At 66.2% G+C, this 14647-nt stretch carries 9 protein-coding genes; 6 read left to right on the top strand and 3 right to left on the bottom strand.

Annotated features, from left to right (window positions below; genetic code table 11):
* Positions 1 to 2: 2 nt before the first annotated feature.
* Entirely contained in the window at positions 3 to 1562 is a 1560-nt protein-coding gene (locus AC6A67_RS15705) for an AMP-binding protein (RefSeq protein ID WP_498037496.1), read from the bottom strand.
* A gap of 415 nt (positions 1563 to 1977) precedes the next feature.
* On the opposite strand from AC6A67_RS15705, the gene AC6A67_RS15700 reads away from it, so the two are divergent.
* The 6 genes from AC6A67_RS15700 to AC6A67_RS15675 all read left to right on the top strand — a co-directional run bounded on the left by AC6A67_RS15700 (position 1978) and on the right by AC6A67_RS15675 (position 12320).
* A complete protein-coding gene (locus AC6A67_RS15700) occupies positions 1978 to 2757 on the top strand; it encodes a VOC family protein (protein ID WP_498037495.1) in 780 nt (259 codons plus the stop codon).
* Between the two features lie 397 nt (positions 2758 to 3154).
* Positions 3155 to 4261, top strand: coding sequence for an acyl-CoA dehydrogenase family protein (locus tag AC6A67_RS15695; protein ID WP_498037575.1), 1107 nt, complete (start codon positions 3155 to 3157; stop codon positions 4259 to 4261).
* A gap of 499 nt (positions 4262 to 4760) precedes the next feature.
* Positions 4761 to 5996, top strand: coding sequence for an ABC transporter substrate-binding protein (locus AC6A67_RS15690; protein WP_498037494.1), 1236 nt, complete (start codon positions 4761 to 4763; stop codon positions 5994 to 5996).
* A 265-nt stretch (positions 5997 to 6261) separates the two neighbouring features.
* Positions 6262 to 7815 (top strand): acyl-CoA synthetase, encoded by a 1554-nt coding sequence (locus AC6A67_RS15685; RefSeq protein WP_498037493.1) that lies wholly within the window; start codon positions 6262 to 6264, stop codon positions 7813 to 7815.
* A gap of 675 nt (positions 7816 to 8490) precedes the next feature.
* Complete coding sequence (locus AC6A67_RS15680; protein ID WP_498037492.1) at positions 8491 to 10044, top strand: acyl-CoA synthetase; 1554 nt, start codon at positions 8491 to 8493, stop codon at positions 10042 to 10044.
* A gap of 383 nt (positions 10045 to 10427) precedes the next feature.
* Entirely contained in the window at positions 10428 to 12320 is a 1893-nt protein-coding gene (locus tag AC6A67_RS15675) for an AMP-binding protein (protein ID WP_498037491.1), read from the top strand.
* Positions 12321 to 12616: 296 nt separating this feature from the next.
* Here AC6A67_RS15675 and AC6A67_RS15670 read toward each other — a convergent pair whose 3' ends face one another.
* Together AC6A67_RS15670 and AC6A67_RS15665 are read right to left on the bottom strand one after the other, a co-directional pair.
* Positions 12617 to 13411, bottom strand: coding sequence for an enoyl-CoA hydratase/isomerase (locus AC6A67_RS15670; protein ID WP_498037490.1), 795 nt, complete (start codon positions 13409 to 13411; stop codon positions 12617 to 12619).
* Positions 13412 to 13635: 224 nt separating this feature from the next.
* Positions 13636 to 14394, bottom strand: coding sequence for a 3-hydroxyacyl-CoA dehydrogenase (locus AC6A67_RS15665; RefSeq protein WP_498037489.1), 759 nt, complete (start codon positions 14392 to 14394; stop codon positions 13636 to 13638).
* Positions 14395 to 14647 lie beyond the last annotated feature (253 nt).

Here is a 14647-nt window from a genome sequence, read left to right as displayed (position 1 = left end):
GCTCAGCCCACCATGCGCTGCTGGCCTGCCCAATAGCGGGCGCGCAGCACTTTCTTGTCGACCTTGCCCACTGCCGTGACCGGCAATTGGTCGATGAAATCGACGCTCTTCGGCGCCTGGGTCGAGCCCTTCTTCGACTTGACCAGAGCGATCAGCTCCTCGTCGGTGACGTCGACGCCGGGCTTGCGCACCACCAGCGCCTTGACCGCCTCACCCCATTTCTCGTCGGGCACGCCGATCACCGCCGCCATGGCCACCGCCGGATGGGCGGTCAGCGCGTCCTCCACCTCGCGGGGGAAGACGTTGAAGCCGCCGGTGACGATCATGTCCTTCATGCGGTCGACGATGTAGAGATAGCCGCGCTCGTCGGCGCGGGCGACGTCGCCGGTGTGCAGCCAGCCATGGCGGAAGGCGTCCTCGGTCTGCTCGGGGCGCTTCCAGTAATGGCCCATGACCTGGGGGGCGCGCACGCAGATCTCGCCCGCCTCGCCCGGGGCCACCGGCTCGCCGGCCTCGTTGAGCAGCGCCACCTGGCAATTGGCCAGCGGGAAGCCGCAGGAGGTGAACAGCTCCGGCCGGGCCTTGTCGTGATCGGCCTTGCTCAACACCGAAATCGGATAGCACTCGGACTGGCCATAAAGCTGGGCGAACACCGGACCGATGCGCTCAAGCCCCTCGACCAGGCGGGTCGGCGACATGGGCGAAGCGCCGTAGAGCAGATATTCCAGCGACGACAGATCGGTGCTGTCCAGCTTCGGATGATCGAGCAGCACATAGATCATCGTCGGCACGAACAGCGTGAAATTGATGCGCTGCTTCGCGATGGTCTCCAGCACGCGCTCCGGATCAAAGCCGCGCATCAGCGTCACCGAGCCGCCGCGCAGCAGGGTCGGCAGCACCTTGGTGCCGGCGACATGGCTGATGGGCGCCACCGCCAGATAATGCGGCGTCTCGGGCAGTTCGAAATCGGCCAGGATGCCGTTGGTGATGGCCGAGGCGCTGGCGTGGTTGCGCCACACGCCCTTGGACTTGCCGGTGGTGCCGCCGGTGTAGCCGATGACGCAGCTGTCATCCGGCGTGGCGAGATCGCGCGCCGTGGTTGAGCCAATGCCCGCCGCCGCCGTCATCAGGTCGATGCCATAATCGGCCCTGCCGATGGTCAGCACATGCTGGACGCCGGCGGCCTTGGCGGCGAGATCGGCGCCACGCGCGGCATAGGTCTCGGCGTCGACCACCAGCACCCGGATATCGGCGTCGTCGAGCTGGTCGAGGTGATCCTCGAGCGAGCCGAGCGGATGCAGCGGCGTGGTGCACAGGGCCGAGGCCTGGGCGGCCTGGGTGAGACACCAGGTCTCCCAGCGATTGGAGGTGAGCACGGCGACGCCGGCGCCGCGCGGCAGGCCCAGCCCGGCCAGCACCGCCTGCATGCGGCCCAGCATGTCGAGCACATGGCTATAGCTGACGCCGCCCTGATCGGTGACGAAAGCGGTGCGGTCCGGATAGCGATGCAGCGCGCGCAGCACCTGTGCGCCCACGGTCGGCGGGGTGTTCAGCAACGTCATGGCGTTCTCCCTGTGTCGCCAGCAGGCGGCGAGCAGCCCGTGATCGCTTTCGGCCTCGCCGCGCGACCCTGTTGTTGGCAGGACTTGTGCAGTCTCTGGCATGGGTTTTCGCCTGAAAGGCGCGGACGCGCAACGGGGCGGGCGCGCAAAGGCGCAGCGCCGCGCCGTGAGGTTGCGGACGACGGCAGCAACTAACGGCGTCGCCAGCGCCCTGTCAGTCCCGGCAACGTTGCAAGGGGCCTTGGCTGGGCGTTCGAAAGCAGGTCATTCCCACCAGCCCGTCTCGGCAGCGGTTCTCGCCAGCACTTGTCGCGCCCCTTGCCGTGCCCCTTGTCGTGCCCCTTGTCGCGCCACTTGCGCCAGACGCCGCCAGGGCGTTCACTGGCGCCCCAGCGTCCAGCAGTGGGAGCGCGTCATGATCAATCAGCTTGACCGTATCGATATCGCCGTCGCCGACCTTGCCGCGGCCTCCGCTGACTATGCCGATCTGTTCGGAATCGGCCCGCTGACGCTGGGCCCTGCCGACACCCGGTTCCGCCTCGCCAATGTCGACGTGCGGCTGGCGCCTGCCGCCGATGGCCGCGAGGGCCTCGTTGGCCTGGCGTTCGGCGTCGACAGCCTGGCGCGGGCGCAGCGGGCCCTCGACAATCGCGGCCTCGGCTTTGCGTCTGAAGAGGGCCCCGATGGCCCGGCCTTGCGGCTCGCCGTGGCCAGCAGCCATGGCCTGCCGGTGACGCTGGAGCAGCGCCCGGCGCGCGACACGCGGCGCGAGGCGGGCCCCGGACTCGCTGGCGCTGGCGCGGTCATTGGCGTCGACCATGTGGTGACCCGCTCGGCCAACCCTGATCGCGCCCTCGCCTTCTGGGGGGCGCAACTGGGGCTGAGCCTGCGGTTCGACCGCTTCTTCGCCCAGATGAATGGCCGGGTGTCGCTGTTCCGCTGTGGCGACATGAAGATCGAGGTGGCGAGCCGCGCTGATCCGGCCAAAGCGCAGGAGGCCGACGAAGCCTGGGGCATCTCATGGCGGGCTGGCGATATCGCCGCGCTCAACGCCCGGCTGGCCCAGGGCTTCAGCGTCTCGCCGGTGCGCGCCGGCCTGCAGCCTGGCTCGCAGGTGTTCACCATCCGCGACCGCACCCATGGCGTCGCCACCATCGCCATCGGCCACGACGGGGCGTCCCCGACGCCGGGGTGATTCCCGCCGCAGCCAGCCTGGACCATGGCGCCGGGCGGCGACGCCGGCGTTGCCCGGTCGCATGGGTCGCCGTGACATTACCCTACGTCATCCAACGGCATCCACAGCGGTCCTGGCCAATAGTCGGAGCCAGCGACCTGCTGTCGCGCTCGCATCCCGCAAGTCGCCAGAACACCGGGCTGTCAAGGCCTGCAACCGATCAACAGGCTGACGCAAATCATTGTCAAACAAGTGTTAGGTAGATATATCTGCGCCTACAGGAACGGCGGCCATGGGCGCGCCAGGACCAATCCAGATCAGTCGCTGCGCCGCCGGGTGTCGCCGCCCGCACGCTGTCGCCTCGCCAGACAGGGAAATCACTGTGAGCCAGTACCCGAACGAGCCAGAAGACGTCGCCATGTTCCGCGAGACCGCCCGCCGGTTTTTCGAGCGCGAGTGCGTTCCGCACCTCGAGCGCTGGGAAGAACAGGGCATCGTTGATCGCGAGATCTGGAACAAGGCCGGCGAATACGGCCTGATGTGCGCCTCGATCCCGGAGGAATACGGCGGAGCTGGCGGCAACTTCCTGCACGAGAAGGTGCTGGTGGAAGAACAGGTCAAGGCTGGCGTCGGCGGCTGGGGCAATTCGGTGCACTCCGGCATCCTCGCCCATTACGTCTATGGCTATGGCAATGAAGAGCAGCGCAACCGCTGGCTGCCGGGCATGGCCTCGGGTGAGCTGGTCGGCGCCATCGCCATGACCGAGCCGGGCACTGGCTCCGACCTTCAGGGCGTCAAGACCACCGCCCGCCGTGAGGGCGACGAATACGTCATCAACGGCTCCAAGACCTTCATCACCAATGGCCAGACCGCCAATCTGATCTGCGTCGTCGCCAAGACCGACCCGACCCTTGGCGCCAAGGGCATTTCGCTGATCATGGTCGAGACCGACAAGGTCCAGGGCTTCCGTCGCGGCCGCAACCTCGACAAGATCGGCCAGCACGCCGCCGACACCTCCGAGCTGTTCTTCGACGACGTGCGCGTGCCGGTGTCGAACCGCCTCGGCGAGCGCGAGGGCATGGGCTTCATCCATCTGATGCAGCAGCTGCCGCAGGAGCGTCTGATCATCGCCGTGCAGGCCGTGGCGGCCATGGAGCGCGCCTATGAGCTGACCGCCGAATACGTCAAGGACCGCAAGGCCTTCGGCAAGACCATCGCCGACTTCCAGAACACCCGCTTCAAGCTGGCCGAGGTCAAGACCCACGCCCGCGTCGCCCGCGCTTTCGTCGAGCATTGCACGGCGCTGGTGCTGGAGAAGAAGCTGGACGTGGAGACCGTGGCCATGGCCAAGTGGTGGACCACGGACGTTCAGGGTAAGGTCATGGATGAGTGCCTGCAGCTGTTCGGCGGCTATGGCTATATGCGCGAATATCCCATCTCGCGCATGTGGACCGACGCCCGCGTGCAGCGCATCTATGGCGGCACCAATGAGGTGATGAAGGAGCTGATCGGCCGCACCATCTGAGGTCCCGACCAGGGCGGAAAGGTTCGGGCAAGAGCGATAACGCCAGCCTGGCGGGAGGCCCGCCCGGTCACTCCAGATGCAGGCGCGCCAGCGGGCGGCCCACGGCGCAACGCCGCGGACGCCCCCCTGGCCCAGCCAGCGCGGCCGTGGTCCCCAGCGGGACCGGTCAGGCCAGGGACCAGCGTTCGCTGACGCCCCTGGCGCAAGACAGGAGACTGTGCGCGTGGCCGTGCCCGCGCAGGCCTGTCTCTCGTGTTCGCCTGTGGCGAACGCCCGCCGACGCGGTTTGCTGCGCCGGCTCCACAAATAAAGTCTTCGCGCTCTGACCATGTCGGGCTGCGGACGGGATGAAACCTCAGGACGGGCCGCGCATCGCTGCCTGCCCCTTCGCTTCACGCCGCAAGGCGCGCAGCGTCGTGGCGCTTTGATCCTGCACAGGTTTTCCAGGCCGACGCAGCAAGACACGCCAGCCCGGCAACGGGCGGCGCAAGAGGGAACGATGAAGACCTTGAAACAGCGCCTCCTTGGCGCCCTGTGCGCGCTCGCTTTTGCGGCGCCTGCTTTCTCCGCAAACCAGGCCCAGGCTGAGGCCGGCAAGATTTCTGACGACGTCGTCCGCATCGCGGTGATGAACGACCAGTCGTCGGCCTATTCCGACACCTCGGGCAAGGGCTCCGTCGTCGCCGCTGAGCTGGCGATCGAGGACCACAACAAGACCGCCGGCGGCAAGCCGGTCGAGCTGCTGTCCATCGACCACCGCCTGAAGGTGGACGTGGCGCTGGCCCATGCCCGCAAGCTGATCGACCAGGACAAGGTCGACATCTTCATGGATATGGCCAATTCCGGCGTGTCGCTGGCCATCCAGCAGCTGGCCAAGGAAAATAACAAGATCGCCATTCACGTCGGCAGCGCCCACGCTGACCTCTATGGCAAGTCGTGCTCGCCCACCGGCGCGCTGTGGCTGTATGACAGCTATTCGCTGGCCAAGGGCCTCGCCAAGGCGCTGCTCGACGACAAGCACAAGGAATGGTTCCTGCTGACCGCCGACTACGCGTTCGGCCACGCCATGCAGGAAGACATGGCCCGCACCCTGAAGCAGGATGGCGGCGTGATCACCGGCGCGGTGCGCGCCCCGATCGCCACCTCGGACTATTCCTCCTTCCTGATGCAGGCCATGGGCCATGACACCAAGGTGCTGGCCCTGCTCAACGCCGGCGCCGACACCACCAATTCGATCAAGCAGGCGGCTGAGTTCGGCGTCACCAACAAGGGCGTCAAGCTGGCCGTACCGATCTTCACCATCATCAACGCCCACGGCATTGGTCCGGAGCTGGCCCAGGGCGCCGTGTTCCTCGCCGGCTATTACTGGGACGCCGACGACGCCAGCCGCGCCTTCTCGAAGCGCTATGAGGCGAAGATGGGCCGCCCGCCGGCGCACACCCAGGCGGCGGTGTACAGCGCCGTGTCGCATTACCTGAAGGCTGTTGACGCCGCCAAAAGCGATGACGCGAGCGCTGTCATGGCCAAGATGCGCGAGCTGCCGATCAACGACTTCATGACCAAAAACGGCAAGCTGCGTGAGGATGGCCGCGTCATCCGCGACATGCTGCTGCTCGAGGTCAAGGCGCCGTCTGAGGTCAAGGGCGAGTGGGACCTGGCCAAGGTGATCCGTTCGATCCCTGGCGACGAGATGATCCGCCCGGTCAATGAGGGCGGTTGCGACCTCATCAAGTAAGGCTGGCGCGCGGCGGGGCGCTTTCGCATCAGACGCACGCATCTGATGGCGATTGCGCCCACACCGGGAAAGCCTGGGCAGACCTTGATCACTGTGATCGGTCATGCCGGGCGGACCTCGCCGCGCCCGACCCTCGCCGGGGCGCCGCCGCGCCCCGGCCAGGCGTCCGTGCTGGAACTCAGGACAGGCTGGCGCGCAACGCCGCTGTCACAACGCCGCTGATGGCCGCCCATGGCTGCGCCACCCGGCAGGGGATTTTCGAGAGATGACGCATCCTTCCATCCACGCCCGCACCAATCCCGACAAGCCCGCCTACATCATGGCCGCCACCGGCGAGACCGTGACCTATGGCCAGCTCGACGCCCGCTCCAACCAGATCGCGCATCTGTTCCGCTCGCTTGGCCTTGAGCCGCAGGGCCATGTCGCCTGGATGCTGGAGAACAGCGCGCGCTTCTATGAAGTGATGTTCGCCGCCCAGCGCTCCGGCCTGTATCACACGGCGATTTCGACCCATCTGCAGCCTGACGAGATCGCCTATATCGTCGGCGATTGCGGGGCGAAGGTGTTCATCACCTCAGTCAAATACGCCGACCGCGCCGCCGAATTGCGCAAGCAGCTGAGCGACGACACCATCTGCTTCATGATCGGCGGCACGGCGCCTGGCTTCAACTCGTTCGAGGAGGCGGTCCGCGACCTGCCGACCACGGCCATCGCCGATGAGGTGACTGGCCCGGACATGCTGTATTCGTCCGGCACCACCGGCAAGCCGAAGGGCGTGAAGAAGCCGTTCGACAACATCCCCGCCACCCAGCTCAACGGCTTCCTCGACGCGCTGGTCGGCAAGATGTGCAAGGCCAACTCCGACACGATCTATCTGTCGCCGGCGCCGCTGTATCACGCAGCGCCCATGCGCTTTAACATGATGGTCATGTGCTACGGCGGCACATCCATCATCATGGACAAGTTTGACGCTGAGGAATATCTGCGCCTCGTCGAGAAATACAAGGTCACCTTCTCGCAGCTGGTGCCGACCATGTTCATCCGCATGCTCAAGCTGCCGGAAGACGTGCGCAACAAATATGACCTGTCGTCGCTGCAGTGCGCCGTCCACGCCGCCGCCCCCTGCCCGGCGGACGTCAAGAAGGCGATGATCGACTGGTGGGGTCCGATCATCCTCGAATATTACGCCGGCTCCGAAGGCAATGGCGTCACCATTGTCACCTCTGAGGAAGCGCTGCAGCGCCCCGGCACGGTTGGCCGCGCGCTGGTTGGCGAGATCAAGATCGTCGGCGAGGACGGCAAGGAAGAAGCGCCCGGCGACATTGGCCAGGTGTATTTCGCCAATGCGCCGAAGTTCGCCTACCACAATGATCCGGTGAAGACCGCCGGCGCCTACAATGAGCAGGGCTGGTCGACGCTCGGCGACGTCGGCTTCCTCGACAAGGACGGCTTCCTCTATCTCACCGACCGCAAGTCCTACATGATCATCTCTGGCGGCGTGAACATTTACCCGCAGGAGACCGAGGACGCGCTGATCGGCCATCCGGCGGTCACCGACGCCGCCGTGTTCGGCGTGCCGAACGCCGAGATGGGCGAAGAGGTCAAGGCCGTGGTGCAGCCGGCGGAAGGCTATGAGGCAGGCCCCGAGCTCGCCGCTGAGCTGATGGCCTATTGCCGCTCGAAGCTGTCCTCGATCAAGTGCCCGAAGACCATCGATTTTGACCCCGAGCTGCCGCGCACCCCCACCGGCAAGCTGATGAAGCGCCTGCTGCGCGACCGCTACTGGCCGAAGGACAACAAGGGCCCGGCAGCCTCCTGACCTGCAACAGCCAGCGCAACGCCTGACCTGGCGACGCTCGGGACCTCGTCCCGGGCGTCTTGCGTTGTCGGACTGGCGCCCAAGGGCGCCTTCCACGCCCGCCGCCACATATGCTCCGTCATGCCCGCGCTCGTCGCGGGCATCCACGGTTTCGGTCGCCGCCTGTCGCCCCGTGATGGCGTGCACGCGCCTCTGCCCGGAAACGCCGCCCCCACGCGTGTCAGCTTGCTCCCAACGGCCTGGCAACGCGTGGATGCCCGCGACGAGCGCGGGCATGACGGCTGACGTTGGGCGGCGCGCGTTGGCGGCTCTCTATGGGCTTCTCTCTATGGGCGGCCTACCGCGGCCCATCCTGCGCCTGTCCCGACGAGGCGGCGGATCGGCGGAGGCGCGCGTCAACGGGCGAGCCCCCTACCAAAGCGAGCCCCCTACCAAAGCGAGCACCCTACCAAAGACCGGGGGGCGTCGCGGCCAGCCTGGTCCATGACTGGGGGCGCAGGGCTTGTTTGCCGCGGTCGTGTGTGACTAGTGTTCCATACATCGCGCCGGGATGGGGGGCGGCATGGAACGGGTTGGGCGGTCGCTGCTTGCGCGGGACGCCGGTTCATGCTTGTCACACTGCGCGAACACGCCAGAAGTTCAGTATTAACCCGATGCAGGGGGGGAAATTTCAGAATGACGCATCCTTCGATTCACGCCAAAGCGAATCCGGACAAGCCCGCCTACATCATGGCCGCCACCGGCGAGACCGTGACCTATGGCCAGCTGGACGCCCGCTCGAACCAGGTGGCGCATCTGTTCCGTTCGCTCGGCCTCAAGCCGCAGGATCACATGGCGTATATGCTGGAGAACAGCGCGCGCTTCTATGAGATCACCTTCGGCGCCCAGCGCTCTGGTCTGTATCACACCGCCATCTCGACCCATCTGCAGCCGGAAGAGATCGCCTATATCGTCGGCGATTGCGGCGCCAAGGTCTTCATCACCTCGGTCAAATACGCCGACCGCGCCGCAGAATTGCGCCAGCAGCTGAGCGCCGACACCCACTGCTTCATGATCGGCGGCACGGTCCCGGGCTTCCAGTCGTTTGAAGACGCCGTGAAGGACCTGCCGACGACGCCGATCGCCGATGAGGTGACCGGCCATGACATGCTGTATTCGTCGGGCACCACCGGCAAGCCGAAGGGCGTGAAGAAGGAATTCGAGAATTCGCCCATCACCCAGCTCAATCCGTTCCTGGATGCGCTGGTCGGCAAGATGGCGGGCGCCAATTCCGAGACGATTTATCTGTCGCCGGCGCCTTTGTATCACGCGGCGCCCATGCGCTTTAACATGATGATCATGTGCTACGGCGGCACCTCGATCATCATGGATAAGTTTGACGCCGAGGAATATCTGCGCCTCGTCGAGAAGTACAAGGTCACCTTCTCGCAGCTGGTGCCGACCATGTTCATCCGCATGCTCAAGCTGCCGGAGGACGTGCGCAACAAATACGACACCTCGTCGTTCAAGTCGGTGATCCACGCGGCGGCGCCGTGCCCGGCTGACGTCAAGAAGGCGATGATCGAGTGGTGGGGCCCCATCATCCTCGAGTATTACGCCGGCTCAGAAGGCAATGGCGTCACCATCGTCACCTCGAAGGAAGCGCTGGAGCGTCCCGGCACCGTGGGCCGCGCCCTGGTCGGCGACATCAAGATCGTTGGCGAGGATGGCCAGCTCGAAGGCCCTGGCGATATCGGCCAGGTGTATTTCGCCAACACGCCGCGCTTCGAGTATCACAACGACCCGGTGAAGACCGCTGGCGCCTATAATGAGCACGGCTGGTCGACGCTCGGCGACGTCGGTTTCCTCGACAAGGACGGCTATCTGTTCCTCACCGACCGCAAGTCCTACATGATCATCTCCGGCGGCGTGAACATTTACCCGCAGGAGACCGAGGACGCGCTGATCGGCCATCCGGCGGTGACAGACGCCGCCGTGTTCGGCGTGCCGAACGCCGAGATGGGCGAAGAGGTCAAGGCCGTGGTGCAGGCAGCGGACGGCTATGAGGCTGGCCCCGAGCTCGCCGCCGAGCTTATGGCCTATTGCCGCTCGAAGCTGTCGCCGATCAAGTGCCCGAAGAGCATCGACTTCGACCCCGAGCTGCCGCGCACCCCTACCGGCAAGCTGATGAAGCGCCTGCTGCGCGACCGCTACTGGCCGAAGGACAACAAGGGCCCTGCCTCGGCCTGATCACAGCGCAGCAAACCGCGCCTGATACCAGAACCCGATGAGCATGACTCATCGGGTTCTGGCGAAGCCCGTGCGGCGCCTGAGCATTTCAGGATGCGGATGCGTCAGCATCTTCGCATCCTAGTATAAGCCTTGCAGCGCGCGGATGCGCCAGTCGCTTGGCGGCCTGATATCACACGACGCCCGGGGATCCTGTCCCCGGGCGTTTTGCGTGTCGCCCCACCCAGCTGGCGCGCGCAGGACCCTCTGGAGAAGCAGCGTCGGCGCGGCTCTGGCGCAAGCCGCCGATCACCTATATCGTGCCTGGTGAAACAAGGGAGCGACCGCGACATGCTGTCGACGGCGACAAGCTCCCGGACAATAGCATCGCCAGGAGAGACGCCATGACCGGGAGCGCGCTGCCGCCCTTCCACAAACTCAATTTCATGCCGCGCGACATTGAGCTGGAGCGTCGGGACGATGGCTCGCTGGTGATGCGCCAGCGCATCCCGCTCATGCCCTATGAGAAGCACATCCCGCATTTTCTGGCGAAGTGGGCGGCGGAAACTCCGGATGAGGTCTGGCTGGCCCAGCGTCGCGGCCCGAGCCGCGCCTGGCACAAGGTCAGCTATGGCGAGGCCAAGCGGCGCGTCGACGCCCTGACCCAGGCGCTGCTCGACCTCAATCTGTCGCCCGAGCGCTCGGTGATGATCCTCAGCGGCAATTCGATTGAGCACGCGCTGATGACCCAGGCCGCCATGCAGGCGCGCCTGCCGGCGGCCCCGGTGTCACCGGGTTATTCGCTGATGAGCGAGGATTTCGTCAAGCTGCGCCACGTCTTCAACCTGCTGACGCCAGGCGTCATCATGGTCCAGGACGGTCCGGCCTTCGCCAAATCGCTGGCGGCGCTTGATCTGGATGGCGTCACCGTGGTGCACGTCGATCGCCCGGTTCCAGGCGTCGACAGCGTCGCTTTCGCCGATTGGGAGCAGACGCCGGTGACGCCGGCGGTTGGGGCTTCGATCGATGCAATTACGCCGCAGACCATCGGCAAGCTGCTGTTCACCTCCGGCTCCACTGGCATGCCGAAGGCGGTCATCAACACCCAGGAGATGATGGCGGCGAATGTCGCCATGGGCCAGCAGGCCTGTCCGCGCGACCCGGCGGAGAACCGCCGCACCGTGCTCGACTGGCTGCCGTGGAACCACACCATGGGCGGCAATTCGACCTTCCATTCGGTGCTGGCCGATGGCGGTTCGTTCTATATCGACGACGGCCGCCCGTTGCCGGGACAGTTTGACGAGACCATCCGCAATCTGCGCGAGATCTCGCCGACCTATTACGGCAGCGTTCCGGCGGGCTTCGCCGCCTTGGTCTCGGCCATGGAGCGCGATGAGGAGCTGTGCAAATCCTTCTTCAAGAACCTGCGCCAGCTCGGCTATGGCGGCGCCACCTTGCCGGATGATTTGTACACCCGCATGCAGGAGCTGGCGGTCAAATACACCGGCAAGCGCTATGTGTTCTCCACCGGCTGGGGCTGCACCGAGACGGCGCCGACGGCCACCTACACCTATTGGGAGACCGAACGTGTCGGCCTCATCGGCCTGCCCTTCGCCGGCATGGAGCTGAAGATGGTGCCGGTGGGCGACAAATATGAGCTGCGCCTGCGCGGCGTCACCGTGACGCCTGGCTATTACCGCCAGCCGGAGCTGACCGAAAAGGCGTTCGACGAGGAAGGCTTCTACAAGATCGGCGACGCCGGCGTGTTCGTTGACGAGAGCCGTCCTGAAGAGGGCCTGGTGTTCAAGGGCCGCGTGGTTGAGGACTTCAAGCTGCTCACCGGCACCTTCGTGCATGTGGGGTCGCTGCGCGTCGCCGCCGTCGCCGCCATGTCGCCCGTGGCCCAGGACGCCGTGGTGGCGGGTCAGGACAAGGACTATATCGCGCTTTTGGTGTTCCCCAACGTGCTCGCCTGCCGCCAGCTGGCTGGCCTGCCGGAAGCGGGCGCCGAAGAGCTGATCCGCCATCCGGCGGTGATTGAGCGGGTGCGCGAAGGTCTCAAGGCTTACAACGCCGAGAACCCAGGCTCGTCGACCCGCATCGCCCGCGCCATGCTGATGTCGGAGCCGCCCTCAGTGGATGGCAATGAGATCACCGACAAGGGCTACATCAACCAGCGCGCCGCGCTGGACCGGCGCGCCGATCTGGTCGACCGGCTGTTCGCGCCGACGCCAGACGCAGCGGTCATCGTGCTCGATGCGCGCACGGTGGCTGAACGGGGCGTCGCCGCCGAGTAACGTCAGAGCCCGGCGAGCGCCTGAGCCTGGGCCTGAGCCTGAGCTTGGGCCTGAGCCTGAGTTTGGCGGGCTACGGATGCGTCAGCTCTGTCGCCGCGCGGCGTCAGGGCGCAACTGCCGCAACATGTCAAAAGCGGGCCACGCGGCCCGCTTTTTTGTGTGGCAAGGCGATGGATGCCGCCGCCCTCTCGGCGCCCATGGCCGGTGCGAGAGCGCGCCACGCGCGGCCACAAAAAAAGGCGGCCCCGCAGGCCGCCTTTTCATGATGCGCTAACGCCAAAAGGCTAGTCCAGAGCTTACTTGCCCTTGAACTGGGCCGGGCGCTTTTCGAGGAACGCCTGCACGCCCTCGGCGAAGTCGGCGGCGCGGCCAGCGGTGCGCTGCGACTGGCGCTCGAGGTCGAGCTGCTCTTCGAAGCTGTTGTCGGTAGATTCGACATAGAGCTTGCGGATCAGGCCGAGGGCCACGGTCGGGCCATTGGCCAGCTCGGTGGCGATCTTCAGGGCTTCGTTCAGCGCCTCGCCATCATCGACGACGCGGTTGATTAGGCCCCACTCCAGCGCCTTCTCGGCCGGCAGGCGGTCGCCGAGCAGCGACAGCTCCAGCGAGCGGGCGCGGCCGATCAGGCGCGGCAGCAGCCAGGTCGAGCCGCAATCCGGCACGAGGCCGATGCGACGGAAGGCCTGCATGAAATAGGCCGAGCGGGCGGCGACGATGAGGTCGCCCATCACGGCGAAGCTCATGCCGGCGCCGGCGGCCGGGCCGTTCACCGCCGTGATGATCGGGCAGTGCAGATTGCGCAGGCGGCGAAGGATCGGGTGATACACGGTCTCAAGCGCGGCGCCGGCGTCGATCTTGCCGCCGTCCTTCTTGCCCATGTCGCCCTGCAGATTGGCGCCGGCGCAGAAAGCGCGGCCTTCGCCGGTCAGCACCAGGCAGCGCACGCCCGAGGCCGGGTCCTCGATCTGGTCGAGAGCGGTGTTGAAGTCCTGCAGCAGCTTCGGCGACAGGGCGTTCAGCACTTCCTGATGGTTGAAAGCCAGGATGGCGACCGGGCCATCGATGGTGAGCTTCATGCGTTCGAGCGTCATGTTTCCTCCCCTTGGGCGCCCGCCAGCCGTGGCGCGGCGCCGTCAGTCCTGCAAGGCGTGCGCCGCCTCCCCCATTCCGCGCAGGGGCCGGCGGCATGAATGCGTGCTGGCGTTGAAGCCGCCAGTTGCGCGGGCGACGTCACGGCCCGCCCGGACCGTCACGACGCCCGCCCCCTCAGGAGGCGGGGAGGCTCCGGGGTGGTCCCGGAGCCCTGGCCTTCAGCTCAGCGCGGCGCCATGCGGATGGCGCCGTCGAGACGGACCACTTCGCCGTTGAGCATGGCGTTCTCGACCATGTGCACGGCCAGCTTGCCATATTCTTCCGGCTTGCCGAGACGCGACGGGAACGGCACCTGCTGCCCGAGGCTCTTCTGCGCCTCTTCCGGCAGGCCCATCAGCATCGGCGTCAGGAAGATGCCAGGAGCGATGGTGTTGACGCGGATGCCATACTGGGCGAGGTCGCGGGCGATCGGCAGGGTCATGCCGACGACGCCGCCCTTGGAGGCGGCGTAAGCAGCCTGGCCGATCTGGCCGTCATAAGCCGCCACCGAGGCGGTGTTGATGATCACGCCGCGCTCTTCGCCGACCAGATCAGCTTCGATCAGCTGCTCGGCGCACAGGCGAATGACGTTGAAGCTGCCCAGCAGATTGATGTTGATGGTGCGCTGGAAGACGTCGAGGGCGTGCACGCCCTTCTTGCTCATCACGCGCACGGCCGGGGCGACGCCAGCGCAATTGACGACGATGCGGACCACGCCATGGGCCTCGCCGGCGGCCTTGAAGGCGGCGCGGATGTCGTCCTCGCTGGTGACGTCGGCGCGCACGGCCAGACCACCGATGTCGGCGGCGACCTGACGGGCCTTGTCTTCCTGTACGTCAACGATCGTGACCCTGGCGCCCTTCGCAGCCAGTGCGCGCGCGGTCGCCTCACCGAGGCCCGAACCGCCGCCCGTGACGATCGCCGAAATACCGTTGATATCCATTCCAGAATCTCCATAGCGCGTCCGTCAGCGGCCTCCGGGCCGCCACGCGACGACCGGACGCGTCATCGTGACAGGCCAGCCGGCGCTGGCGCTGGCGCGCAAGCGTCCCCGGACTGGCGCAGGCGGACAATCAGCCCCCCCTGCTCACGCTGGGCTGTAAACGATATGGCGTTGAACACCAAGCGTGATATTGGGCAATGCAGCTAGCCCGTCAACCTATCGTTTGTTAGACTGGCGCATTGCCCCTCGCGCC

The sequence above is a fragment of the Camelimonas sp. FR25 genome, assembly GCF_059740505.1.
Note: the sequence above shows the minus strand (reverse complement) of the source record. Positions and strands in the feature narration are given on the sequence as shown.

Bases quoted from the DNA above. Each gene is read 5' to 3' on its own strand.
- AC6A67_RS15705 (WP_498037496.1), bottom strand. From the start codon at position 1,562: ATGACGTTGCTGAACACCCCGCCGACCGTGGGCGCACAGGTGCTGCGC.
- AC6A67_RS15665 (WP_498037489.1), bottom strand. From the start codon at position 14,394: ATGGATATCAACGGTATTTCGGCGATCGTCACGGGCGGCGGTTCGGGC.
- AC6A67_RS15675 (WP_498037491.1), top strand. From the start codon at position 10,428: ATGACCGGGAGCGCGCTGCCGCCCTTCCACAAACTCAATTTCATGCCG.
- AC6A67_RS15670 (WP_498037490.1), bottom strand. From the start codon at position 13,411: ATGACGCTCGAACGCATGAAGCTCACCATCGATGGCCCGGTCGCCATC.
- AC6A67_RS15680 (WP_498037492.1), top strand. From the start codon at position 8,491: ATGACGCATCCTTCGATTCACGCCAAAGCGAATCCGGACAAGCCCGCC.
- AC6A67_RS15690 (WP_498037494.1), top strand. From the start codon at position 4,761: ATGAAGACCTTGAAACAGCGCCTCCTTGGCGCCCTGTGCGCGCTCGCT.
- AC6A67_RS15700 (WP_498037495.1), top strand. From the start codon at position 1,978: ATGATCAATCAGCTTGACCGTATCGATATCGCCGTCGCCGACCTTGCC.
- AC6A67_RS15685 (WP_498037493.1), top strand. From the start codon at position 6,262: ATGACGCATCCTTCCATCCACGCCCGCACCAATCCCGACAAGCCCGCC.
- AC6A67_RS15695 (WP_498037575.1), top strand. From the start codon at position 3,155: ATGTTCCGCGAGACCGCCCGCCGGTTTTTCGAGCGCGAGTGCGTTCCG.